Source organism: Streptomyces sp. NPDC030183 (assembly GCF_055573455.1).
This window is the reverse complement of record NZ_JBVIBK010000042.1, coordinates 1-23,621: the sequence shown is the minus strand read 5'-3', so window position 1 is coordinate 23,621 and position 23,621 is coordinate 1. Positions and strand designations below refer to the sequence as shown.

Below are 23,621 nucleotides of genomic sequence, written 5' to 3'. Positions count from 1 at the left end.
TCGCGTGACGCAGGCGGCGTGGCCGGGTGGTGGACGGGGCGCCGGAACCGGGCGGCTCCGGAGACGGCGGGGCCGGGGGGTCGGCAGACGGCGGGCCGGGCGGTCAGAAGACCGACAGGCCCGTCAGGGTGGTGAAGCGGTCGAGGGCGGCGACGCCCGCGACCGAGTTGCCCCGCTCGTCGAGCCCGGGGCTCCACACGCACAGGGTGCAGCGGCCCGGGACGACCGCGATGATGCCGCCGCCCACGCCGCTCTTGCCGGGCAGGCCGACGCGGTAGGCGAAGTCGCCCGCGGCGTCGTACGTACCGCAGGTGAGCATGATCGCGTTGATCTGCTTGGCCTGGCTGCGGGTGAGGAGGCGGGTGCCGTCGGCGCGGACGCCGTGGCGGGCGAGGAAGGTCGTGGCGAGGGCGAGGTCGGCGCAGGACGCGGTGAGCGAGCACTGCCGGAAGTACTGGTCGAGGAGGGCCGGTACGGGGTTGTCGATGTTGCCGTACGAGGCCATGAAGTGGCCGAGGGCGGCGTTGCGGTCGCCGTGCGCCGACTCGGAGGCGGCGACCTCCGGATCGAAGTCCAGCTCCGGGTTGCCGCTCTCCGCGCGGAGGAACGACAGCAACTCGCCCGCCGCGTCGCCGGTCCGGGTCAGGAGCCGGTCGGTGACGACGAGGGCGCCCGCGTTGATGAACGGGTTGCGGGGGATGCCGTTCTCGTACTCCAGCTGCACCAGGGAGTTGAAGGGGTTGCCGGACGGCTCGCGGCCCACGTGCTCCCAGAGGGCGTCGCCCTCACGGGCCAGGTCGAGGGCGAGGGTGAAGACCTTGGTGATGGACTGCGTGGAGAACGGCTCCCGCCAGTCCCCCACGCCGTACACCGTGCCGTCGAGTTCCGCGACGGCCATGCCGAAGCGGCGCGGATCGCGGGCCGCGAGCGCCGGGATGTAGTCGGCGGGGCGGCCGCGGCCCGGGGTCCGCTCGATCTCCTCGGCGATGCGCTCCAGGACCGGCTGGAAGGTGAGGGACGACGTCGTTGTCATGATCACCATTGTGCCTCTCTGTACCGGTCCCGGAGCATAACGCCAGGTCAGGGCCGTTCCCTCAGGGGGTCAGGAGGGGAGGGCCCCGCTGCCCGCGAGGACCTCGGGCCGCAGCAGCTGCTGAAGCCGTTCGGCGGGCAACAGGCCCTTCTCCTGGACGAGTTCGGCGACGCCCCGGCCGGTGGCGAGGGCCTCCTTGGCGATGTCGGTGGCCGCCGTGTACCCGATGTGCGGGTTGAGGGCGGTGACCAGGCCGATGGAGTTCTCCACGGCCGCGCGCAGCTCGTCGACGTTGGCGGTGATGCCGTCGACGCACCGCTCGGCCAGCGTCACACACGCGTTGCTCAGGTGGGTGATGGATTCCGACAGGGAGTGCAGGATGATCGGTTCGAAGGCGTTGAGCTGGAGCTGGCCGGCCTCGGCGGCCATGGTGATGGTGACGTCGTTGCCGATCACCTCGAAGGCGACCTGGTTGACGACCTCGGGGATCACCGGGTTGACCTTGCCCGGCATGATCGACGAACCCGCCTGCACCGGAGGCAGGTTGATCTCGTTCAGGCCGGCGCGCGGCCCGGACGACAGCAGCCGCAGGTCGTTGCAGCTCTTGGAGAGCTTCACCGCGATCCGCTTGAGCACGCCCGACATCTGCACGAACGCCCCGCAGTCCTGCGTCGCCTCGACCAGGTTGGCGGCCGTCACCAGCGGCAGCCCCGTGATGTCCGCGAGATGACGGCGCGCGGACTCCGCGTACCCGGCGGGCGCGTTGAGACCGGTGCCGATGGCCGTGGCACCCAGGTTGATCTCATGGATCAACTCGACAGCCTCGTCAAGACGGGACCGGTCCTCGTCAATCATGACGGCGAAGGCGGAGAACTCCTGCCCGAGCGTCATGGGGACCGCGTCCTGCAACTGTGTACGGCCCATCTTGAGCACGTCACGGAACTCGACCGCCTTGCGGGCGAAGGCGTCCTGGAGGACGGCCATGGCCTTGAGCAGGCCCCGTACCGCGTAGACGGTCGCGATCTTGACGGCGGTCGGGTAGACGTCGTTGGTGGACTGGCCGAGGTTGACGTCCTCGTTGGGGTGCAGGAACGCGTACTCGCCCTTGGCGTGGCCGAGCAGTTCCAGCGCCCGGTTGGCGACGACCTCGTTGGCGTTCATGTTGGTCGAGGTGCCCGCGCCGCCCTGGACGACGTCCACCACGAACTGGTCGTGCAGCTTGCCCTCGCGGATCTCCCGGCACGCGGCGACGATGGCGGCGGCCTTCTCGGGGGCGAGCAGGCCCAGTTCCTCGTTCGCGCGGGCCGCTGCCTCCTTCACCGCGGCCAGCGCCTCGATCAGATGCGGGTACGCCGAGATCGGCATGCCGGTGATCGGGAAGTTCTCCGTGGCGCGCAGGGTGTGGACACCCCAGTACGCGTCGGCGGGAACATCCCGGTCGCCGAGCAGGTCGTGTTCGCTGCGGGTGACTGCGGCGGTCATCGCGGTACGGGTCCTCTTCTTTGAGGTGGATCAGACGTACGAGGAGGGGGTGAGGGGGTCCAGGGCGCGGGCCGGTCGGACGTGGCCGACCACCTCGCCTCCGCCGAGCAGCGGGGCGCCCGCGAACTCGGCCAGGGCGACCGGGTCGACGCCGGCGCGGGCGAGGGCCGCCGCGGTGACGGGGACCCGGGCCCGGTCGGCACCGTCGGCGATCTTCACGGCGACGGTACGGCCATCGGGCAGGGCGGCGACCTGGACGCCCTCGAAGCCGTCCTTGCTGAGCAGTCCGGGTACGGCCCGCATCAGGGCGGCCACGTCGCGCCCGGCACCGGAGGCCATCTCGGCGTGGTCGCGCATCGCGTCGGCGACCTGGCGCTCGGGGGTGCCCTCGGCGGCGGTGACGATCCGGGCGAGGGAGCGGGCCAGGCCGTGCAGGGAGACGGAGAACAGGGGGGCGCCGCAGCCGTCGACGGTCACCCGGGCGATGGCCTGCCCGGTGAGGTCCTCGACGATCTCGGCGACGGCCTGCTGCAGGGGGTGGGCCGGGTCGACGTAGTCGTCGAGGGACCAGCCGTTCAGCTCGCAGGTGTAGAGCATGGCGGCGTGCTTGCCGGAGCAGTTCTGCGCGAGCCGGGAGGGCCGGCGCCCGTCCCTGATCCACGCGTCGCGCACGGCGGGGCCGTACGGCATGTCCGCGACGTTGCGCAGGTCGTCCTCGGTCGCGCCGGCCAGCTCCAGGATGCGCCGGGCTCCGGCGAGGTGGCGTTCCTCGCCGGAGTGGCTGGCCGCGGTGAGCGACAGCAGTTCGCCGTCCAGGGGCAGCCCGGCGCGCAGCATGGCCACGGCCTGGACCGGCTTGAGCGCCGACCGGGGGTAGAACGCCGCCTCGATGTCACCGAGTTGGAGTTCCACCTCCCCGTCGGCACCCAGCACCACGACGGAGCCGTAGTGGATGCCCTCGATGACCCCACCGCGTACGAGGTGGGCGACGGGGGCGTGGAGCGGCTCCCGGATCGCGGGGGCCGCGGCCACCGGAGCCGCGGGGGTACCCGGGGCGCCGGTGGTCGTGGGGTGGTACGTCACTGCCTGGTTCACGCATCCGCTCCGGTCGACTTCCGGGCTACCCGGCCGCGTATGCCGTACCAGCCCGCCACGAGCGCGCCCACGATCAGCGGGACGCACAGCACCGTCGTGCGGCCCGCGCCGCCGTCGGCGTACATGAGGACCAGTACGGACGCGAGGAAGAAGAGCGTCACGAGTTCGGTCCAGGGGGAGCCCGGGAGCTGGTAGCTCGGCCGGGTCAGTTCGCCCTTCTTCGTCTTCTGCCAGAAGAGCAGGTGGCAGATCATGATCATGCCCCAGGTGGCGATGATGCCGATGGCGGCGAAGTTGAGCACGATCTCGAACGCCTCGGCGGGGACCACGAAGTTGAGGCCGACGCCCAGGACGCAGATGCCGCTGGTGAGCAGGATGCCGCCGTAGGGGACCTGGCTGCGGCTCATCACGCCGGTGAACTTCGGGGCGGAGCCGGACATCGCCATCGAGCGCAGGATGCGGCCGGTGGAGTACAGGCCCGAGTTGAGGGAGGACATCGCGGCGGTGAGGACGACCAGGTTCATGATGCCGCCGGCCGCGGGGACCCCGATGTTGGAGAGCACCGTCACGAAGGGGCTCTCGCCGGCCTTGTAGGAGGACCAGGGCAGCAGCATGGAGAGCAGGACGACGGAGCCGACGTAGAACAGGCCGACGCGCCACATGATCGAGTTGATCGCCTTGGGCATGATCTTCTCGGGGTTCTCGGTCTCACCGGCGGCGACGCCGACCAGTTCGACGGAGGCGTAGGCGAAGACGACGCCCTGGATGATCAGCAGCATCGGCAGGATGCCGTTGGGGAAGACACCGCCGTTGTCGGTGATCAGGGCCGGGCCGGGGTTGTGGCCGTCGACGGGCTGCTGGGTGACCAGCAGGAAGATGCCGATGCACATGAAGACGACGAGCGCGCCGACCTTGATGATCGCGAACCAGAACTCCAGTTCGCCGAACATCTTCACGGAGATCAGGTTCACGGTGAGGACGACCGCGAGCGCGATGAGCGCGATCACCCACTGCGGTACGTCCGAGAACATGCCCCAGTAGTGGGTGTAGACGGCGACCGCGGTGATGTCGGCGATGCCGGTGGTGGCCCAGTTCAGGAAGTACATCCAGCCCGCCGTGTACGCGCCCTTCTCGCCGAGGAACTCCCGGGCGTAGGACACGAAGGCGCCGGACGAGGGCCGGTACAGGACCAGCTCGCCGAGGGCGCGGACGACGAGGAACGCGAAGACGCCGCAGACGGCGTACGCGATGAACAGGGAGGGGCCGGCGTCGGCCAGTCGGCCGCCGGCGCCGAGGAAGAGGCCGGTACCGATGGCACCGCCGATGGCGATCATGTTGACGTGCCGGGCCTTGAGGGACTTGCTGTAGCCCTCGTCGCCCGCGTCGACATGGGGTGCGGCCGGTGTGCGCGTCTCTTCTTTGAGGTGCTGCTCGCTCACGCCTCGGGTCCGCCTTCCGTGGAACTGGTCGTGCGTGGGGACCGCACGATGTCGGTGAGGGTGGTCTCGACGCGGTCGAGGTGGTGGGACATGGCCTCCACCGCGTCGTGTTCGGAACCGTCGATCAGTGCCTCGACGATGGCCCGGTGCTCCCGGTTGGACTGCTCGCGACGGCCGCCCAGTTCGTTGAGGAAGGCCGACTGACGCGCCAGTGCGTCCCGGATCTCCTCGATGACCCGGCGGAACACCGGGTTCTGGGCGGCCTCCGCCACGGCCAGGTGGAACAGCGTGTCCATCGCGACCCAGGCGGTGGTGTCGGTCTCCCGCTCCATCCGGTCCAGGAGGTGCGCCAGGTGGTCCAGGTTCTCCGGGGTGCGGCGGACGGCCGCGTACCCGGCGACCGGGATCTCCACGTGCCGACGCACTTCCAGCAGGTCGCTCGCCGCGTAGTCGCCGAAGGTGGGGTCCTCGACGGCGTTCGCGATCACGAAGGTGCCCTTGCCGGTGCGGGACTGGGTCAGTCCCATCACCTGGAGGGCGCGCAGTGCCTCACGGAGCACCGGGCGGCTCACTTCGAGCTGCCGGCACAGCTCCGCCTCGGAGGGGAGCTTGTCACCGATGGCGTACTCGCCGCGCTCGATGGCGCCGCGAAGGTGGGTGAGCACCGCTTCCATGGCGCTGACGCGCCGGGGTGCCGAGCCACCTGTCTGGCTGTCTGACAGGTTCACGGGGGTGATCCTGCGGGTGACGGGACGGGGCTGTCAAGGGGTGACGGGTTCGATCTTGGCGCTGGTCGGAGGGCGGATCACGCTGCGGCGGCCGGTGGGCCGGGCCGCCGTCAGCTGAGGCCACCCGCCGCGAGCAGCCCGAACAGCAGTACACCGACGACGATCCGGTACGCCACGAAGACGTTCAGGGAGTTCCGGGCGACGAACCTCAGCAACCAGGCCACCGAGGCGTATGCGACCGCGAAGGAGACGATCGTGCCCGCGATGAGCGGCGCGGCGCCCACCCCCGCCCCGAGCGCGTCCTTCAGCTCGTAGATCCCGGCGCCGGTCAGGGCCGGGATGCCGAGGAAGAAGGAGAGCCGGGTGGCGGCGACCCGGTCGAGGTCGAGCAGCAGCGCGGTGGACATGGTGGCGCCGGAGCGGGAGAAGCCGGGGAAGAGCAAAGCGAGGATCTGCGAACCGCCGACCAGCATCGCGTCCCGGAAGGAGGTGTCGCCCTCCCCGCGCTTGTGGCGTCCGAGCCGCTCCGCGGCCCACATGACCGCGCTGCCGCCGATCAGCGACCCGGCCACCACCCACAGGGAGGCGAGCGGGCCCTCGATCAGCGGCCGGGCGAGCAGCCCGACGAGCACGATGGGGACGGTCGCGGCGATCACCCACCACGCGAACCGGTAGTCGCGGTGCTGCCGCTCCCCCGCGTCGACCAGTCCCCGGAACCAGGCGCCGGCGATCCGCGCGATGTCCTGGCGGAAGTACACGAGCACCGCGGCGATGGCACCGACCTGGATGACCGCGGAGAACCCGACGACCGCGCGGTCCTCGACCTGGATCCCCATGAGCCCTTCGGTGATCTTCAGATGGCCCGTGGAGGACACCGGCAGGAACTCGGTCACTCCTTCGACCGCTCCGAGGACGACGGCCTGACCGACGGTGATGGCGCTCATGTGGTCCAGTTCTGCTCAGCGGAGGACGGACGACAGGCAGTCGTACTACAGCCGGGTAAGGGCCCCGAACAGCCGAACGACCATCTGACTCATGTCCAGAAGGCCTCCGCGAGCGCCACGCCCACGAAGGCCGCGCCCAGCCCCGCCGCGACGCTTCCGAGCACGTACGCGGCGGCGTGGAAGCGGGCGCCGTCCTGGGCGAGCCGCAGGGTCTCGTAGGAGAAGGTCGAGTATGTGGTGAGCGCCCCGCAGAGTCCGGTGCCGAGGAGAAGTCGCAGGTCGGAGCCTGCGGCGCCGGCGGTCACGGCACCGGTGAGGACCCCGAGGACGAGGGAGCCGGCGACATTGACGGTGAAGGTGCCCCAGGGGAAGACGGTGTCGTGCCGGGACTGCACGGCCCGGTCGGTGAGGTAGCGCAGGGGCGCGCCGACCATGCCGCCGACGACGACGAGCACCCAGTTCACGACGATCTCTTACCTTCCTCATGTGGATCGGTGGGCGCGGTGGGATCGACGGCCTCGCACGCGTCGAGCGTCACCAGTCCGTCGGGGACCAGGTCCGCCAGCTGGGGCAGGAAGCCCCGCACGCGCTCCTCGGTGTCCACGACGACCACGGCGACCGGCAGTTCCTCGCTGAGGGACAGCAGCCGGGCGGTGTGGACGACGGAGGAGGCGCCGAAACCCTCGATGCCCCGGAAGACGCTCGCGCCGGCCAGGCCCGCCGTATGCGCCCGGTGCACGATCTCGCTGTAGAGCGGCCGGTGGTGCCAGGTGTCGTGCTCGCCGATCAGGACGGTGAGGCGCAGGGCCCGCCCGGCGGGGCGCGCCCTTGGGGCGTCCGCCCTGTCGGGGGTCATCGTCGCCTCCGCGCCAGGACCAGACGGGCGGTGGCGGCCGCGAGCCAGACCGCCGCGAGGGCGGCCAGGAGGGTCGCGGCGAGATAGGCGAGGGCGGTGCGGGGGTGTCCCTCGTCGACCAGGCGCCGGATGTCGACGGCGTAGGTCGAGAAGGTGGTGAAGCCGCCGAGCACACCGGTGCCGAAGAAGGGCCGCACCAGGCGGTGGGCCGCCCACACGTCCGTGATCACGACCATGAGGAGCCCGATGACGAAGCAGCCGAGGACATTCACCCCGAACGTGGTCCAGGGGAATCCCGTGTCCGCCGTGGGCCACAGCAGGGACGCGCCGTAGCGGGCCGCCGCACCGATGCCGCCGCCGACGGCGACCACCGCGACGACGGGCCCCTGGCCGCGCCACGGGGACGGCCGCGGGGCGGGGGGCCGACGGACGGCCGGGACCTCGACGGCTTCGGCCCTGCCGGAGTGCGGGACTGTCATGTGCGTACGTCTCCTACTCGCGTCCGCACCGCCGCGCCGCCCGGCGGATCGCGGCTGGTCGACAGCGTAACGCGGGGCCGGGGCGTCGGCTCAGTCGCCCGTCGCCGGCAGCTCGCACACCGCCACGCCGCGTTCCCAGAGGCTGCCCAGGACGAGGCGGCCGTCGGCCACACAGGCGCTGGTGACCATGCGGAACCGGGAGCGGCGGTCCACGGCCGTGTGCACGATCCCGTCCCGTTCGTCGACGGTGACGACGCCGGCGAAGCCGAGGGGGCGGTACGGCGCCCGCACCGCGATCCGGCCCGCGGCCCGGCGCACGGCGGGGCGGGCCCGGTGGAGCAGGTCGAGCGCGGCGATGCGCGGCCCGGCCAGCGCCACCCGGATCAGTCCGTCGGGGCCGCGCCACATGTTGTCGGGCGAGCCCGGCAGGTCCTCGACGAACGGCTCGGTCGTGCCCGCCCCCGGTCCGGTGAGCCGGTGGCGGATGAGCCGGCGGGCACCGGTCTCGGCGAGGACGAGGAACGACTCGTCGGCGGAGGGGGCGAGACCGTTGGCGAACCGCAACCCGTCGAGGACCACCTCCGGCTCCCGCTGCCCCGGTGCGAGGCGCAACAGCCGCCCGGTGCCCGTCTGTTCGACGATGTCGCCGATCCACTGGTCGAGGGGGTAGCGGCGGGTGGAGACCGTGAAGTAGACCGTGCCGTCGGTGAGGGCCACCACGTTGCTGCAGAACCGCAGCCGCTCGCCGTCGGCCTCGTCGGCGAGGACGCGGACGGTGCCGTCGCCGGTGGTGACCCGCAGCAGGCCCCGCTCGGCGTCGCACACCAACAGGTCGCCGTCGGGCAGGAGTTCGAGACCGAGCGGCCTGCCGCCGGTGTCGGCGATCGTCCCGACACGGGCCCGGCCCGGTTCGGCGAAGCCCTCCAGCCGGAGGATGCGACCGTCCTCGACGCCGGTGAGCACCCGGCCCCGGGCGTCGGCGACGACGTCCTCGGGGCCGCGTCCGCCGATCCCGACGAACGCACACGGCACGAGACCGGTGTTCCGTTCGTGCGCGGTGTGAGTGGTGCCCGCCATGGTGCCTCCCGGTGGTCGTCCGGTTGTCCTCGGGTCGGCCCATCCTCGCAGGCGGCCCTTCGTCGTCCGCGACCTCGGGTTAGGTTGGCCCCCACCGATCGAAGAGGTGTGCCGTGCCCGCTCGCCCCCGCCTGCTGTACGTGACGGATCTGGCCTACCCGGCCCGCGGCCGGCGCTACGGCGACGAGGACGTCTTCCTCACCTCCCGGTTGCGCGCGGAGTTCGACCTGGCCCTGTGCCACCCGCTGGACGCGGCGGCCCTGATGGACGGCTTCGACGCCGTGGTGGTGCGCAACAGCGGGCCCGTCCTGCACTACCGCCGGGAGTACGACGCCTTCCGCGAGCGGGCGGCGGCGAGCGGTACCCCGGTCTACAACCCGCTGACCGGCCGGGGCGACATGGGCGGCAAGCAGTATCTGCTCGACCTCACGGCGGCCGGGTTCCCGGTGATCCCCACCGTCGACCGGCCCGCCGGCCTGGGGCGGCTGCCCGAGGCCGACTCGTACGCGGTCAAGCCCAAGGCCGGCGCCGACTCGATCGGCCTGCGCTTCGTGCCCGGTACCGAGCTGGCGGATCTGACCTGGGACGACGTGCTGGTGCAGCCGCGCGTCGACTTCCGGTACGAGGTGTCCTTCTACTACGTCGACGATGCCTTCCAGTACGCCCTGTACGCCCCCGACCCCGAGCGGCGCTGGGTCCTGGAGCCCTATGCCGCCACGGAGGCCGACCTCGCCTTCGCCCGGCGTTTCATCGGCTGGAACACCCTCGGCCACGGCATCCAGCGGGTGGACGCGTGCCGGACCCGGGAGGGCGAACTGCTGCTGGTCGAACTGGAGGACCTCAACCCGTATCTGTCCCTGGACCGCGTCCCCGAGTCCACCAGGGACGCCTTCGTCGAGGCCATGGCCGACTCCCTGCACGGCTTCCTGTACGCCGCCGGCCGCTGAGGAACGGCCGCAGGGGCCGTACGCCGAGACGTACGGCCCCCGTCGCGGTGACCGCTCGCTACCGGTGGTTGAACCACGCCATCGCCGGGAGCGGTCTGTCGTCGTAGCCGAACAGCGCCTGGTTCTCCCAGCCGTTCCCGGAGGACGCGTCGGTCGGGTCCCAGCCGTTGCCGTTGACGGCGGTCCAGGTCGACTCCCAGTAGAAGATCCCGAGACCGCGGCCGTTCGGGACGGCCTCGACGATGCTGGCGACGTCCTTCATCCAGCGCGTCTGACCGGCGGTGGTGGCCGGGTAGCCGGACACCAGCTCGCTCGCCAGGTCGATGATGTTCTCATGGGCGTCCTCGCTGTCGAGGCGGAACGGGTACGCCGTCTCCGCGACGAACACCGGCTTGGAGTAGCGGGAGGCCGCGTCGTCGAGGGTGGTCTGGAAGTCGGCTAGGGTGCCGTGCCAGTAGCCGTAGTACGACAGGCCGATGACGTCGAACCTCACGTTGTGGGCGACGGCGTTGTCGAACCACCATCGGGTGCCGGACAGGTCACCGCCCTTGGCGAGGTGCAGCGCCACCTGGGTGGAGGAGTTGACCGCCTTGACCGCGTCGTAGCCGGAGTTGAGCAGTCCGGCGAGCTGCGACCAGTTGGAGGTGGAGCCCGCGTTCCACAGCATCCCGCCGTTGATCTCGTTGCCGACCTGGACCATGTCGGCGGTGGTGCCCTGGGCCTTGAGGGCGCTCAGGACGTCGTGGGTGTGGTGGTAGACGTCCGTCCTCAACTGGCTGTAACTGTGGCCGGTCCAGGCGGACGGCACGGTCTGGGCGCCGGGATCGGCCCAGGTGTCCGAGTAGTGGAAGTCGACCAGCAGCTTCATGCCCTGCGCCTTGACGCGCTTGGCGGCGGCGAGCACCCGCGTCTTGTTGTTGTAGCCGTCGGCGGGGTTCACCCACACCTTGAGACGCGCCCAGTTCTGGCCCGCGCCCTTGAGGATGGCGAGCGCGTCCCCGGCGGTGCCGGAGCTGGTGCGGTAGACGCCGCCCTTGGCCTCGCTCTTGACGAGCGACGACACGTCGGAGCCCTTGATGGACAGGCCCGTCCGTCCGGAGGTGAAGGTCAGGTCGTCGACGTTGATCCAGTTGCCCGCGTTGGCGTCGGAGTTGACGCTGATCGTGCACTGGTTGTTCGTCACCGCGATCGAGGTGACGATCCGGATCCAGCCGCTCGCGGAGACCGGGATGTCGGTGCGCTGCTCGGCACTGCCGCAGTTCTTCAGCGCGATGTACGCGGAGTTCTGGCCGCCGCCGGAGCGCACCCACGCGGTGAGCTTGTAGTTCCCGTTGGTCAGTCCGGACAGGTACTGGTAGGTCTCCACCTTGTAGGCGGACGACGACCAGTGGGAGAGGCGGTGACCGCCGCTGTGGCCGCCGGACTCGGTGAAGGAGGCGGAGTTCTGCCCGGCCGCCGAGTACGTCGACCAGCCGGCCGGGGTCGCGGTGCCCGTGCCGTCGGACTCGAAGCCCCCGTTGGTGAGGGTGGAGGCCGCGTGGGCGGAGCCGGCGGGCACTGTCGTGAGTGCCAGGCCGGCGAAGAGCGGTATGAGCAGGGCCCTGAGGGCGCGTCTCGCGTGGAACATCGTCGTCCCTTCGACGAAGGCGGGGACCTGGTCGCGCGGTGCGAGGGCGGCGCCGCACCAGAAGGCCGTGGACGCGGCGCCGCCGGGACCGACCGGACGTCCCCAGGAATCCGGCCGGTGTCCGGGGGGCGGTCAGGGGTCGAGTCGGACGACCCTGACGCCACCGGCGGGGACGGCGAGGTGGCCCGCCGCGCGTTCGCCGGTGAGGAGTTCGGTGCCGTCGGCGTCCAGCGGCACCTTCGCGTCGTGCGCGGTGTGGTTGATCGCGAAGAGGAAGTCGCCCGACTCGCCCCCGCGGCGCACCACCTCGACATCGCGCGGCAGTTCGGCGCGGGGCGCGAGGCCCGCGTCGTCGGCGGCCCAGCCGAGCAGGACGTCGAGGCCGTGCGCGTCGAGGCGGGTGGACACGTACCAGGCGGAGCCCTCCCCCAGCCGGTTCCGGGTGACGGCGGGCCGGTCGGCGGTGAGCCCGTCGGCGTACGTCCACACGGTCTCGGCGCCGTCCGGCACCACGATCTCGGTCCACACGTCGCCGGTCAGCTCGGAGCCGTCGGGCCCGGTGATCCGTACGCTCTCCCCGGCGAGCAGTGGGGAGAACTCCTCCACCGTCAGGCCGAGGACGTCGCGCAGGGCGCCCGGGTAGGGGCCCTCGTGGACGGCGTCGTGCTCGTCGACGATGCCGGAGAAGAACGACACGACGAGGGTGCCGCCGTTCTCGACGTACGCCGTGAGGTTGTCCCGCGCGGCTTCGGTCATCAGGTAGAGCGCGGGGACGACGACAAGGGGATAAGCCGACAAGTCGGCTTCGGGGTGGGCGAAGTCGACGGTGAGGTGGCGGTCGTAGAGGGCCGCGTAGAAGGCGTCGGCGCGTTCCCGGGCGTCGTGGTCCTCGGTGGGGCGCCACTGGAGGCTCTGCGCCCACCAGGAGTGCCAGTCCCACAGGACGGCCACGTCGGCGACGGTGCGGGTGCCCCGGATCTGGTTGAGCGAGTCGAGGGACGCGCCGAGTTCGACGACCTCGCGCCACACCCGCGAGTCGGTGCCGGCCTGCGGCAGCATCGCCGAGTGGAACTTCTCGGCGCCGCGCCGGGACTGCCGCCACTGGAAGAACATGGCGCCCTCGGAGCCGCGCGCCACATGGGCCAGGGAGTTGCGGGCCATCTGTCCGGGGGCCTTGGCGGGGTTGCGGGCCTGCCAGTTGACGCCCGAGGTGGAGTGCTCCAGGAGCAGCCAGGGGGCGCCGCCGGCCACGGACCGGGTCAGGTCGGCGGCCATCGCGAGGTTGACGTGGGTGCGGCGGCCGTCGGTGATCAGGTAGTGGTCGTTGGTGACGAGGTCGACCTCGCGGCCCCAGGCCCAGTAGTCGAGGGAGTCGCACTGGCTGAGGGCGGTCATGAAGTTGGTGGTGACCGGGATGCCGGGCGCGAGGCGGTGCAGGATGTCCCGCTCCCTGACGAAGTTCTCGCGGATGGTGTCGTCGGCGAACCGCTTGTAGTCGAGCGCCTGGCCGGGGTTGCCGACGGTGGGTGACACGCGGGGCGGGTTGATCTGGGCGAAGTCGGTGTAGTGCTGGCCCCAGAAGGCCGTGCCCCAGGCTTCGTTGAGCGCCGCGACGTCGCCGTACCGGCGCTCGAGCCAGCGGCGGAAGTGCGCGGCGCACGTGTCGCAGTAGCAGGCGGAGACGGGGACGCCGTACTCGTTGTGCACGTGCCACAGGGCGAGCGCGGGGTGCTCGGCGTAGCGCTCGGCGAGCTTGGTGGTGATGTTCGCGGCGGCGGCGCGGTAGTCGGGGTTGCTGTGGCAGATGGCGCCGCGCGAGCCGAATTCGTAGCGGGTGCCGTCGGCGGCCACGGGCAGCGCCCCGGGGTGCTCCCGGTAGAACCACACGGGCGGTACGACGGTGGGGGTGCCGAGGTCGGCGCGGATGCCGTGGTCGTGGAGCAGATCGAGCAGGCGGTCGAGCCAGGCGAAGTCGTACACCCCTCGGGAGGTCTCCAGCAGGGCCCAGGAGAAGATCCCGACGCTGACCATGGTGACGCCCGCCTCGCGCATCAGCCGGACGTCCTCGTGCCAGACGGTTTCCGGCCACTGCTCCGGGTTGTAGTCCCCACCGAAGGCGAGCCCGGTGAGGCCCTTGGGGGTGGTCTCCGGCATGGATCTCTCCCGTTTTGTCGATCATTTGGGAACGTTCACACACAGCGGCGGCGGTGCGAGCCCAACATAACCGCACAGCAACAACCATTGACAAGTGTCCGGGATGTTTCTCTACTGTGAACGCTCACAGAAGCATGGCACGGTCTTCGCCACCGGTGGGGACCCAGGTCAGGGGAGATACATCCATGCCCAACATCACGAAGCACCGGCGCTTTGTGGCCACTGCCGTCGCCGTGACGCTCGGCGCGACCACCCTCGCCGCCTGCGGCGGGTCCGACGACGACGGCGAGGCCCTGTCGGGGCCGGCGAAGCTGACGTACTGGACCTGGACGCCGGGCATGGACAAGGTCGTGGACCTGTGGAACAAGGGTCCCGGCAAGGAGCAGCAGATCACCGTCACGGTGAAGAAGCAGGCATCCGGCGACACCCTCGTGACCAAGATCCTCACCGCGCACAAGGCGGGCAAGGGCCCCGACCTGGTGCAGGCCGAGTACCAGGCGCTGCCCACGCTGGTCAGCAATGACGCGGTCGCCGACATAGCGAAGGAGTCGGGCGACGCCCAGGGCAAGTTCGCCGACGGCGTCTGGCAGCAGACGACCCTGGGCTCGGACGCGGTCTACGCGATCCCGCAGGACATCGGGCCGATGATGTTCTACTACCGCGAGGACCTGTTCGAGAAGTACGGCCTGACCGTCCCCAAGACCTGGGACGAGTTCGCCGCGACCGCGCGGAAGCTGAAGAAGGAGGAGCCGGACGTCGATCTGACCACCTTCTCCGCCAACGACTCGGGCCTCTTCGCCGGTCTCGCCCAGCAGGCGGGCGCGAAGTGGTGGACCACCGAGGGCCAGAAATGGAAGGTCGGCATCGACGACGCGGCGACCCGCAAGGTCGCCGACTTCTGGGGCGGTCTCGTCAAGGAGGGCGCCATCGACAACCAGCCGATGTACACCCCGGCCTGGAACAAGGCGCTCAACACCGGCAAGCAGATCGCCTGGGTCAGCGCCGTGTGGGCGCCGGGCACCCTGACCACGGCCGCGCCCGACACCCAGGGCAAGTGGAGGATGGCCCCGCTGCCGCAGTGGTCCGCCTCCGAGAACGTCACCGGCAGCTGGGGCGGTTCCTCCACCGCCGTCACCACCGACTCGAAGCACAAGGGCGCCGCCGCGAAGTTCGCCGCCTGGCTGAACACCGACCCGAGGGCGCTGACCGCGCTCGCCAAGGAGGGCGGCATCTACCCGGCCGCCACGACCGCGCAGACCAGCGACGCGTTCGCCCAGCCGCCGGCGTACTTCTCCAACCAGCCGGACTTCTACACCGCGGCCTCCGAGATCGCGAAGACCACCGCGCCCTCCGCGTGGGGCCCGAACGTGAACGTCGCCTACACGAGCTTCAAGGACGCGTTCGGCGCCGCCGCCAAGGACAAGTCGGACTTCGCTGCCGCCCTGAAGAAGATGCGGGACGACACGGTCGCCGACATGAAGAAGCAGGGCTTCGAGGTCTCCGAGTGACCAGCGCACGCCGGAAGTCGTACGGGGTCACGGGAGCCCCGTATGCCTTCCTCCTCCCCGCGACGGTCCTCTTCGCCCTCTTCTTCGCCCTGCCCATCGGGTACGCCGTCTGGCTCAGCCTGCACAAGGTGCAGGTCAAGGGGCTGGGCCTGGGCTCGGGTGCCCGGCAGGAGGTGTGGGCGGGGCTGGAGAACTACACCGACGCCCTCGGCGACTCCGAGTTCCTCGCCGGCGCGCTGCGCGTGCTGGGCTACGGCGCGATCGTCGTGCCCGTGATGCTCGGCCTGGCGCTGGTCCTCGCCCTGATGCTGGACAGCGACAAGGTGCGGCTCGCCCCGTTCACCCGGCTCGCGATCTTCCTGCCGTACGCGGTCCCGGGTGTCGTGGCGGCCCTGCTGTGGGGCTTCCTCTACCTCCCGGACGTCAGCCCGTTCTACTTCGCGCTCGACAGGCTCGGCCTGCCGCAGCCCGACCTGCTGGACGGCGGCGGCCTCTACGTGGCGCTGACGAACATCGCCGTGTGGGGCGGCACCGGCTTCAACATGATCGTCATCTACACCTCGCTCCAGGCGATCCCCGCCGAGGTGTACGAGGCGGCGAAGCTGGACGGCGCGACCCCGCTCCAGATCGCCCTGCGCATCAAGATCCCCATGGTGGCACCCTCGCTGGTGCTGACCTTCTTCTTCTCGATCATCGCCACGCTCCAGGTGTTCAGCGAGCCGACCACCCTCAAGCCCCTCACCAACGCGGTGTCCACCACGTGGAGTCCGCTGATGAAGGTGTACGTGGACGCCTTCGGCAAGGGCGACATCCACGGGGCGGCGGCCGGCGCGGTGGTGATCGCCCTGGCCACGCTGGTCGTGTCGTTCGGCTTCCTCAGGGCCGCGAACTCCCGGAACAAGCGGGACGTCAGTCAAGGAGCCGCACGATGAGTTCTCTTGCCGTCCGCAAGACCGCCCCGGCCGCCGGCACCACGCCCGGCACGGCACAAGGGCCGCCCCTCCGCAGCCGCATCGCGCTGGTCCCGACGCTCACCCTGCTGCTGGGCGCGCTCTACTGCCTGCTGCCCGTCGCCTGGGTCGTGATCGCGGCCACCAAGTCCGGCAGCGAACTGTTCTCCACCTTCACCTTCCTGCCGGGCACCGGCTTCGCTAAGAACCTGTCCGACCTGAACGCCTACCGCGAGGGCGTCTACTGGCAGTGGATGGGCAACTCCGCGCTGTACGCGGGTGTCGGCGCCCTGCTGTCCACCGCCGTCTCCGCGATCAGCGGCTACGCGCTGGCGATCTACCGCTTCAAGGGCCGCGAGGCCGTGTTCAGCGTCCTGATGGCGGGGGTGCTGATGCCGCCGGTGATCCTGGCGATCCCGCAGTACCTGCTGCTGGCGAAGGCGGACCTCGCGGACACGTACTGGTCGGTGCTGCTGCCGCTGGTGCTGTCCCCGTACGGCGTCTACCTGTCCCGGATCTACGCCGCCGCGGCCGTGCCCGCCGACGTGGTGGAGGCCGGGCGGATGGACGGGGCGGGCGAGTGGCGGATCTTCACCCGGATCGCGCTGCCGATGATGGTGCCCGGTCTGGTGACGGTCTTCCTGTTCCAGTTCGTCGCCGTGTGGAACAACTTCCTGCTGCCGTACATCATGCTCAGCGACGACGAGAAGTTCCCGATCACCCTGGGCCTGTTCACGCTCCTGGAACAGGGCGCCAACACCCCGGCGCTCTACACCCTGGTGATCACGGGCGCGTTGCTCGCGGTGCTTCCGCTCATCGCGCTCTTCCTGGTCATCCAGCGGTTCTGGAGCCTCGATCTGCTGTCGGGGGCCGTAAAGTCATGACCATGAGCAACACGGGGGGCAGGCGCAAACCGCCGACCATTCACGATGTGGCGCGGGTGGCGGGGGTCTCCCGGGGCACCGTGTCACGGGTGCTCAACGGCGGTCACTACGTCAGCCCGGCTGCCCAGGAAGCGGTCAACGCGGCGATCCGCAAGACGGGTTACGTCGTGAACCGGCACGCCCGCTCGCTGATCACGGGCCGCTCCGACTCGGTCGGCTTCCTGCTCACCGAACCGCAGGAGAAGCTGTTCGAGGACCCCAACTTCAACGTCCTGCTGCGGGGTTGCACCCAGGCGCTGGCCGCGCACGACATCCCCCTGCTGCTGATGGTGGCGGGTACGGAGGACGAGCGGCGCCGGATCATGCGGTACATCACCGCGGGCCACGTCGACGGGGTGCTGCTGGTGTCCAGCCACTCCGGCGACCCGGTCGCCGAGCAGCTCCGGGACGCGGGCGTGCCCCTCGTCCAGTGCGGCAAGCCCATGGGGCTCGGGTCCAAGGTCAGCTACGTGGCGGCGGACGACCGGGACGGCGCCCGGGACATGGTGCGCCATCTGCTGTCGCTGGGCCGCCGCCGGATCGGCATGGTCACCGGCCCGCTGGACACACCGGGCGGTGTGGACCGGCTCGCCGGCTACAAGGAGGTGCTCACCGAGGCGGGTATCGGGATCGACCAGCGGCTGATCGTCTCCGGCGACTACAGCCGGGCCGGCGGCGAGGCCGGCACCGAACGGCTGCTGGCACAGGCGCCGGACATGGACGCCGTGTTCGTGGCGTCCGACCTGATGGCACAGGGCGCCCTCGTGGCGCTGCGCCGGGAGGGCCGTCGCATCCCCGAGGACGTGGCGGTGGGCGGTTTCGACGACTCGGCCGCCGCGACGGAGTCCGTCCCGGCCCTCACCACGATCCGTCAGCCCTACGACCGGATCAGCAACGAGATGGTGCGGGTGCTGCTGGCGCAGATCGGCGGCGAGGACCCGGCCGCGGTGATCCTCCCGACGGAGCTGGTGCGACGCGACTCCACCTGAGGCGCCGCCCGCACGGTCCGAGCCGCCGCCCGCGCACCCGGTGAGCCGCCGCCCGCGCGGGCGGCGGCTTGTCGGCCATGTGGCGCATCCTGCTTCGCCGGACACGGAGCGCACGCCCGCGTGGCGCTCCGTAAGGGCGGGGCACCGCAGGTCATCACCCGAACGGTCGCCCGAAGGACGCGCCGCCACCGGGGTCGGAACCCCGGCACGGGGGTACTCGGCGGGCGCCGGCCCCGGTTCCGGTTGGACACTGGAGTGCGGCCGGTGTGTGCCGGTGGACGAGACCAGGACGCGACTGCCATGAACAGCGAGACGAAACCCAGGGGCGCGGCGAGTGTCGTGTCCACCCGAACCGTATGCGGAGCACCCTGCTGGGTGAGCCTCACCAGCCGGGACCTGCCGGCCACGGAGGACTTCTACGAAGCCGTGCTGGGCTGGAAATGGCGCACGGCCAAGCTCGGCGACCACTTCCGGATCGCGCTGGCGGACGGTGTGCCGGTCGCGGGGATCGCCGGGGTGGCGTCCCTGTGGCAGATGGCGGTCGCCTGGACGCCCTACTTCGCGGTGTCCGACGCGGACGCCGCCGCCTCACGGGCCCGGGAGCGCGGCGGCACGGTCGCGGTCGGCCCGCTGTCCTTCCCGCCCGGACGCGCCGCCCTGCTGGCCGACCGCCACGGGGCGACGTTCGGGATCTGGGAGGGCGAGCTGTTCTCCGACTGGGAGGCATGGCGGCGGGCCGCCCCCGCCTTCGTCCGCCTGCACACCCGGGACGCCTTCGACGCGGCCATCTTCTACGGCGAGGTCCTGGAGTGGGCGTCCGAGAAGCCGGGCTGCTGCGAGGTCCGCTACGAGGCCAACGAGGTCGTGCTGCGCAGCCAGGGCGACGTCGTCGCCCGGATCACCTCCGGGGCGCTGGAGGCGGCCCCCGACCCCACGATCCGGCCCCACTGGCAGATCCACTTCTCGGTCTCCGACGTGGCCGCCTGTGTCGAGGCGGCACAGCACCACGGCGGCACCGTCCTCACCCAGGGCGCAAACGAGGCGGTGCTGCGCGATCCGGACGGCGCCCAGTTCACGATCACCTCTGATCGCGAGCCCTGAGCGCCGTCCCGGCGTTCACGCCGTCCGTGTGGGCCGTGACAGCACGACCAGACCACGGGCGGCGACGAGGATCTCGGAGCCGGCCTTGTGCTCCGTCTCGTCGGGGGTGCCGTCCGGCTCGGCGGCGGTGTCGACACAGGTGGTCCAGCGCTCGCCGTAGGCGCTGCCGGGGAGGGTGAAGGCGACGGGCTCCCAGTGGCCGTTCAGCAGGAGGAGGAAGGAGTCGTCGACGACGGGCCTGCCGTAAGGGTCCGGCTCGGCGATGGCGTCGCCGTTGAGGAACACGGCGACGGAGTGGGCGTCGGAGCGCGCCCAGTCCTCGTCGGTCATCTCGTGGGCGTCCGGCCGCAGCCACACCAGGTCGGGCAGCGGCTGGTCCGGGCGGGTGGCGGTGTCGCCGCGGAAGAACCTGCGGCGGCGCAGGACCGGGTGGGCGGCGCGCAGGGCGATCAGCCGCCGGGTGAAGTCGAGCAGCGCGCGCTGCTCGTCGTCGAGCCGCCAGTCGATCCAGGACACCTCGTTGTCCTGGCAGTAGGCGTTGTTGTTGCCCCCCTGGGTGCGGCCCAGCTCGTCGCCGTGGCACAGCATGGGGATGCCCTGGGAGAGCAGCAGGGTGGCCAGCAGGTTGCGCTGCTGGCGGGCGCGGAGCGTGAGGACGCGCGGGTCGTCGGTGTCGCCCTCGGCGCCGCAGTTCCAGGAGCGGTTGACGCTCTCGCCGTCCCGGTTGCCCTCGCCGTTGGCCTCGTTGTGCTTGTCGTTGTACGAGACGAGGTCGCGGAGGGTGAAACCGTCGTGCGCGGTGACGAAGTTGACGCTGGCGCGCGGCCGGCGCCTGCTGTGCTCGTAGAGGTCGGAGGAGCCGGTCAGCCGGGAGGCGAACTCGCCCAGCATGTCGGGTCGGCCGCGCCAGAAGTCCCGTACGGCGTCCCGGTACTTGCCGTTCCACTCCGACCACAGCGGCGGGAAGTTGCCCACCTGGTAGCCGCCCTCGCCGACGTCCCAGGGCTCGGCGATCAGTTTGACGCGGCTGATCACCGGGTCCTGCTGGATGAGGTCGAAGAACGCCGACAGCCGGTCCACCTCGTGGAACTGGCGGGCCAGCGTGGCCGCGAGGTCGAAGCGGAAGCCGTCCACGTGCATCTCGGTGACCCAGTACCGCAGCGAGTCCATGATCAGCTGGAGGACGTACGGGTGCCGCATCAGCAGGCTGTTGCCGGTGCCGGTGGTGTCGTAGTAGTGCTCCCAGTCGCCGTCCACCAGACGGTAGTAGGAGGCGTTGTCGATGCCCCGGAAGGAGAGGGTGGGGCCCTTCTCGTTGCCCTCGGCGGTGTGGTTGTAGACCACGTCGAGGATCACTTCGAGGCCGGCGGCGTGCAGCGCCTTCACCATCGACTTGAACTCGGTGACCTGCTGGCCGCGGGTGCCGTGGGCGGCGTAGCCGTTGTGGGGCGCGAAGAAGCCGATGGTGTTGTAGCCCCAGTAGTTGGCGAGGCCCCGGTCCTGCAGCACCCCGTCCTGCGCGAACTGGTGCACCGGCATCAGCTCGATCGCCGTGACGCCCAGCGAGGCGAGGTGCTCGATGACCGCGGGGTGCGCCAACCCGGCGTACGTGCCGCGCAGTTCGGCGGGGACCTCGGGGTGGGTGCGGGTGAGGCCCCGGACGTGCGCCTCGTAGATCACGGTGTCGGCGTACGGCCGGCGGGGCCGGCGGTCCTCGCCCCAGTCGAAGTAGGGGTCGGTGACCACGCCGAGCATGGTGTGCCCGGCGCTGTCGGCGGCGCGGTCGTACAGCGAGGGGTGGTTGTCCACCTGTCCGTCGACGGCGCGGGTGTACGGGTCGAGCAGCAGCTTCGCCGGGTTGCAGCGGTGTCCGGCGGCCGGGTCCCAGGGGCCGTGGACGCGGTAGCCGTAGCGCTGTCCCGGGCCGATGCCGGGGATGTGGCCGTGCCAGACGAAGCCGTCGACCTCGGTGAGCGGGACCGTGCGGCTGCCGCCGTCGTCGTCCACGAGGACGAGGTCGACTCCCTCGGCCACCTCGCTGAACAGCGCGAAGTTGGTACCGGTGCCGTCGTAGGACGCGCCGAGCGGGTAGGGCTGCCCGCCCCAGACGTCCACGGGCCGCGAGACCGGCGGCCGTTCGGCGGACGACGGCGTCTCAAACGGCGACCTCTCGGTAAGCCGCTTCTCGGACGGCGGCCTCTCGGTAAGCCGCGTCTCGGACGGCCGCGTCTTGGACGGTGCCCGCGCGGGCGGTTTCCTGTCCGCCCGCGCGTTCTCGTCGCCGACCGGGCGCGCGGACCCGCTCCCGCGGGATCGCGCGCGCCCGTTCCGCTTCCCCCGCCCCGTCACCGCGCGGCGTCGCAGGCGCTCGACACGGTCGGCACCGGGCCCGCGGGCCGGCCGGCGGCCGAGGCCGCGACGGTGTCCGGCACCTCGGCCGGCACGTCGAGCGGCAGCTCGAGCGGCACCTCGGCCGGCACGTCGCTCAGCGGGCCGGCGAGCGCGGTGACCCGTACCTCACGCGGCACCTGGAGGACCTCGCGCAGGGTCGGCGAGGGGGCCGTGGGGACGAGGGGGACGCTTTCGTCGACGGGGGCCCGCTGGGTGAACCAGATGACCGTGCTGCCGGTGTCCGTGGCGCAGCAGCCCCAGCCGTCGCTGAGCGCGGCGATGCGGGTCAGGCAGGGGCGGAGCTCCCGGTCGGGGCGCAGTTCGCGGTCGTTCTCCGCGATCGCGGCGATGAGGTGCTGCCCGTTCCACCACATCTCGACCGAGGTGTTCTTGTCCGACGCGTGCTCGTCGATCGCGCGCAGCAGCAGCTCGGCGCTGTGGCAGACGGGTTCGACGAGGGTCTCCAGGTCCCAGAACCGGAGGTGGGCGGCCAGGATGCGCCTGACCTGTCCGACCCGTTCCGGACTGACTTCCACGTCGAGGTGGTAGTAGCGAGGCACTGCGGTCTTCATCGTCGTTGGCTCCTCACCGGCGAAGCTCCGCCCCGCTCCGTTCCTCCTGGAACGAGTCCCGGAGCGGTCCCCGCGGGACGGGTCCGGGACACGGAGCGTGAGCACCGATCACTTCTGAGTCAGCTCCCAGCGTGGGGTGGCTACGCCATTCGTGCAACACGAGCGACCCGTGGGGTGGTTGAAGTGCCAACAAGACGTACTGTCCTCGTCCATGCACCATGAGTGAGGCACCGGCTCCTCACGCGTCGGTGCTCCTCAGTGCACGACCTCCCACGGGAAGCGTGCTCCGCCGAGAGTGCCGGGAGGTGATCAGCACATGTTGCTGCCCGCCAAGAACGAGGTGGCCAGGCAACTGCGGCGCTACCGCATGTGGGAACGCGTGATGCTCGCGGCCCCCGCGGACCGGGCCGCACGGGACCATTTCGAGGACTCGGGCTACACGCTGTGCGTGCTGATGGGCAAGCGCTGCGCCCGGGAGGCCGTGGCCGCGGCCGAGCGCTATCTCCAGACGACTCTGCCCGCGTACCTCAAGGAGCAGACCGGCCAGACCCAGGCCCGCAAGTCCCGTGCCGTGACGCACGGCCCACCGTCCGAGCGGCGTTCCGCCGCAGGACGGTAGACGCGTCGCTGCACTCGTTCGGCGCACCATCCCATCCCGAGTTCGGCGGAGGTGAGACCCATGAGCCAGACCCCGGCCATCGGCCGTATCCCCATCAGGGACGTCCGCCCGCTCGTCGAGTGCGGCAGGCGGCCCGCCAAAGCGGTCGTGGGAGAGACCTTCGAGGTCACCGCGACGCTTTTCCGTGAGGGGCACGGCGTCATCGCGGCCAATGTGGTCCTGAAGGACCCGGAGGGCCGACCGGCGCCGTGGACGCCGATGCGGGAACTCGGGCCGGGGACCGACCGGTGGGGTGCCTGGGTCACTCCGACGTCGGTGGGCCGTTGGACGTACCGGGTGGAGGCATGGAGCGACCCGGTCACCACCTGGCGCCGGGTCGCGCACATCAAGATCCCGGCGGGCATCGACAGCGGTCTCGTCCTGGAGGAGGGGGCCGAGCTGTACGAGCGGGCGGCCGCCGGGGTTCCGGAGGCGGACGCGCACGCGGTGCTGATGACCGCCGTGCGGAGGCTGCGGGACGACACGCTGCCGGTCGGGGAGCGCTTCGCGGCGGCGTTGGCGCCGGAGGTGGACGAGGTCCTGGCCCGGCATCCGCTGCGGGAGCTGGTGACGTCCTCCGATCCGCTGCCGCTGCTGGTGGAACGCGAACGGGCCCTGTTCGGCTCCTGGTACGAGTTCTTCCCCCGTTCCGAGGGCACCGCGGAACA

The 23,621-nt window shown here is 71.1% G+C and carries 22 protein-coding genes; 8 read left to right on the top strand and 14 right to left on the bottom strand.

Annotated features, from left to right (window positions below; all coding sequences use genetic code 11):
- Positions 1 to 103 precede the first annotated feature (103 nt).
- The 10 genes from ACZ4Z2_RS34870 to ACZ4Z2_RS34825 all read right to left on the bottom strand — a co-directional run bounded on the left by ACZ4Z2_RS34870 (position 104) and on the right by ACZ4Z2_RS34825 (position 9,133).
- Complete coding sequence (locus ACZ4Z2_RS34870) at positions 104 to 1,042, bottom strand: glutaminase (RefSeq protein WP_468081586.1); 939 nt, start codon at positions 1,040 to 1,042, stop codon at positions 104 to 106.
- 60 nt (positions 1,043 to 1,102) lie between these two features.
- Positions 1,103 to 2,515 (bottom strand): aspartate ammonia-lyase, encoded by a 1,413-nt coding sequence (gene aspA, locus ACZ4Z2_RS34865; protein WP_468081585.1) that lies wholly within the window; start codon positions 2,513 to 2,515, stop codon positions 1,103 to 1,105.
- A gap of 30 nt (positions 2,516 to 2,545) precedes the next feature.
- Entirely contained in the window at positions 2,546 to 3,598 is a 1,053-nt protein-coding gene (locus tag ACZ4Z2_RS34860; RefSeq protein ID WP_468081619.1) for an asparaginase, read from the bottom strand.
- Between the two features lie 8 nt (positions 3,599 to 3,606).
- The gene (locus tag ACZ4Z2_RS34855) at positions 3,607 to 5,049 is read right to left on the bottom strand and encodes an amino acid permease (RefSeq protein WP_468081583.1); all 1,443 of its coding nucleotides are present in this window, start codon (positions 5,047 to 5,049) and stop codon (positions 3,607 to 3,609) included.
- Positions 5,046 to 5,723 carry a FadR/GntR family transcriptional regulator gene (locus ACZ4Z2_RS34850; RefSeq protein WP_055714253.1) on the bottom strand — a complete coding sequence of 226 codons (678 nt, stop codon included), beginning with the start codon at positions 5,721 to 5,723 and terminating at the stop codon, positions 5,046 to 5,048. The genes ACZ4Z2_RS34855 and ACZ4Z2_RS34850 overlap by 4 nt, the downstream gene beginning before the upstream one ends.
- Positions 5,724 to 5,887: 164 nt before the next feature.
- Complete coding sequence (locus tag ACZ4Z2_RS34845) at positions 5,888 to 6,721, bottom strand: undecaprenyl-diphosphate phosphatase (RefSeq protein ID WP_468081581.1); 834 nt, start codon at positions 6,719 to 6,721, stop codon at positions 5,888 to 5,890.
- A gap of 89 nt (positions 6,722 to 6,810) precedes the next feature.
- Positions 6,811 to 7,185, bottom strand: coding sequence for a fluoride efflux transporter CrcB (crcB, locus tag ACZ4Z2_RS34840; RefSeq protein ID WP_468081579.1), 375 nt, complete (start codon positions 7,183 to 7,185; stop codon positions 6,811 to 6,813).
- Positions 7,182 to 7,577, bottom strand: a complete 396-nt coding sequence (locus ACZ4Z2_RS34835) for a DUF190 domain-containing protein (protein ID WP_468081578.1) — start codon at positions 7,575 to 7,577, stop codon at positions 7,182 to 7,184. The genes crcB (ACZ4Z2_RS34840) and ACZ4Z2_RS34835 overlap by 4 nt, the downstream gene beginning before the upstream one ends.
- Positions 7,574 to 8,056 carry a fluoride efflux transporter CrcB gene (gene crcB, locus ACZ4Z2_RS34830; RefSeq protein WP_468081576.1) on the bottom strand — a complete coding sequence of 161 codons (483 nt, stop codon included), beginning with the start codon at positions 8,054 to 8,056 and terminating at the stop codon, positions 7,574 to 7,576. The genes ACZ4Z2_RS34835 and crcB (ACZ4Z2_RS34830) overlap by 4 nt, the downstream gene beginning before the upstream one ends.
- Positions 8,057 to 8,146: 90 nt before the next feature.
- Positions 8,147 to 9,133 carry an SMP-30/gluconolactonase/LRE family protein gene (locus ACZ4Z2_RS34825; protein WP_468081575.1) on the bottom strand — a complete coding sequence of 329 codons (987 nt, stop codon included), beginning with the start codon at positions 9,131 to 9,133 and terminating at the stop codon, positions 8,147 to 8,149.
- Between the two features lie 113 nt (positions 9,134 to 9,246).
- Between ACZ4Z2_RS34825 and ACZ4Z2_RS34820 the strand changes: the two genes are divergently transcribed.
- Complete coding sequence (locus ACZ4Z2_RS34820) at positions 9,247 to 10,080, top strand: ATP-grasp domain-containing protein (RefSeq protein WP_468081573.1); 834 nt, start codon at positions 9,247 to 9,249, stop codon at positions 10,078 to 10,080.
- Positions 10,081 to 10,138: 58 nt separating this feature from the next.
- Here ACZ4Z2_RS34820 and ACZ4Z2_RS34815 read toward each other — a convergent pair whose 3' ends face one another.
- Both ACZ4Z2_RS34815 and ACZ4Z2_RS34810 read right to left on the bottom strand, forming a co-directional pair.
- Positions 10,139 to 11,707 carry a glycoside hydrolase family 53 protein gene (locus tag ACZ4Z2_RS34815; protein WP_468081572.1) on the bottom strand — a complete coding sequence of 523 codons (1,569 nt, stop codon included), beginning with the start codon at positions 11,705 to 11,707 and terminating at the stop codon, positions 10,139 to 10,141.
- Positions 11,708 to 11,839: 132 nt separating this feature from the next.
- Positions 11,840 to 13,861: a beta-galactosidase gene (locus ACZ4Z2_RS34810; RefSeq protein WP_468081571.1), complete on the bottom strand. Its 2,022-nt coding sequence runs from the start codon at positions 13,859 to 13,861 to the stop codon at positions 11,840 to 11,842.
- A gap of 185 nt (positions 13,862 to 14,046) precedes the next feature.
- Between ACZ4Z2_RS34810 and ACZ4Z2_RS34805 the strand changes: the two genes are divergently transcribed.
- The 5 genes from ACZ4Z2_RS34805 to ACZ4Z2_RS34785 all read left to right on the top strand — a co-directional run bounded on the left by ACZ4Z2_RS34805 (position 14,047) and on the right by ACZ4Z2_RS34785 (position 19,332).
- Positions 14,047 to 15,369 (top strand): extracellular solute-binding protein, encoded by a 1,323-nt coding sequence (locus ACZ4Z2_RS34805; protein WP_468081569.1) that lies wholly within the window; start codon positions 14,047 to 14,049, stop codon positions 15,367 to 15,369.
- A complete protein-coding gene (locus ACZ4Z2_RS34800) occupies positions 15,366 to 16,301 on the top strand; it encodes a carbohydrate ABC transporter permease (RefSeq protein WP_468081568.1) in 936 nt (311 codons plus the stop codon). Before ACZ4Z2_RS34805 ends, ACZ4Z2_RS34800 begins: the two co-directional genes overlap by 4 nt.
- Positions 16,298 to 17,203 (top strand): carbohydrate ABC transporter permease, encoded by a 906-nt coding sequence (locus ACZ4Z2_RS34795; protein ID WP_468081567.1) that lies wholly within the window; start codon positions 16,298 to 16,300, stop codon positions 17,201 to 17,203. The genes ACZ4Z2_RS34800 and ACZ4Z2_RS34795 overlap by 4 nt, the downstream gene beginning before the upstream one ends.
- Positions 17,200 to 18,231, top strand: coding sequence for a LacI family DNA-binding transcriptional regulator (locus tag ACZ4Z2_RS34790; protein ID WP_468081565.1), 1,032 nt, complete (start codon positions 17,200 to 17,202; stop codon positions 18,229 to 18,231). The genes ACZ4Z2_RS34795 and ACZ4Z2_RS34790 overlap by 4 nt, the downstream gene beginning before the upstream one ends.
- Before the next feature lie 300 nt (positions 18,232 to 18,531).
- Complete coding sequence (locus ACZ4Z2_RS34785; protein ID WP_468081563.1) at positions 18,532 to 19,332, top strand: VOC family protein; 801 nt, start codon at positions 18,532 to 18,534, stop codon at positions 19,330 to 19,332.
- 15 nt (positions 19,333 to 19,347) lie between these two features.
- On the opposite strand, the gene glgX is transcribed toward ACZ4Z2_RS34785, so the two are convergent.
- Together glgX and ACZ4Z2_RS34775 are read right to left on the bottom strand one after the other, a co-directional pair.
- Positions 19,348 to 21,447 carry a glycogen debranching protein GlgX gene (glgX, locus tag ACZ4Z2_RS34780; protein ID WP_468081562.1) on the bottom strand — a complete coding sequence of 700 codons (2,100 nt, stop codon included), beginning with the start codon at positions 21,445 to 21,447 and terminating at the stop codon, positions 19,348 to 19,350.
- A gap of 230 nt (positions 21,448 to 21,677) precedes the next feature.
- Positions 21,678 to 22,295, bottom strand: coding sequence for a pep a2 (locus ACZ4Z2_RS34775; protein ID WP_468081560.1), 618 nt, complete (start codon positions 22,293 to 22,295; stop codon positions 21,678 to 21,680).
- 316 nt (positions 22,296 to 22,611) lie between these two features.
- On the opposite strand from ACZ4Z2_RS34775, the gene ACZ4Z2_RS34770 reads away from it, so the two are divergent.
- A complete protein-coding gene (locus tag ACZ4Z2_RS34770; RefSeq protein WP_468081558.1) occupies positions 22,612 to 22,914 on the top strand; it encodes a DUF5133 domain-containing protein in 303 nt (100 codons plus the stop codon).
- 60 nt (positions 22,915 to 22,974) lie between these two features.
- On the top strand, positions 22,975 to 23,621 hold a 647-nt coding region (locus ACZ4Z2_RS34765; protein ID WP_468081557.1), incomplete at its 3' end, for a maltotransferase domain-containing protein.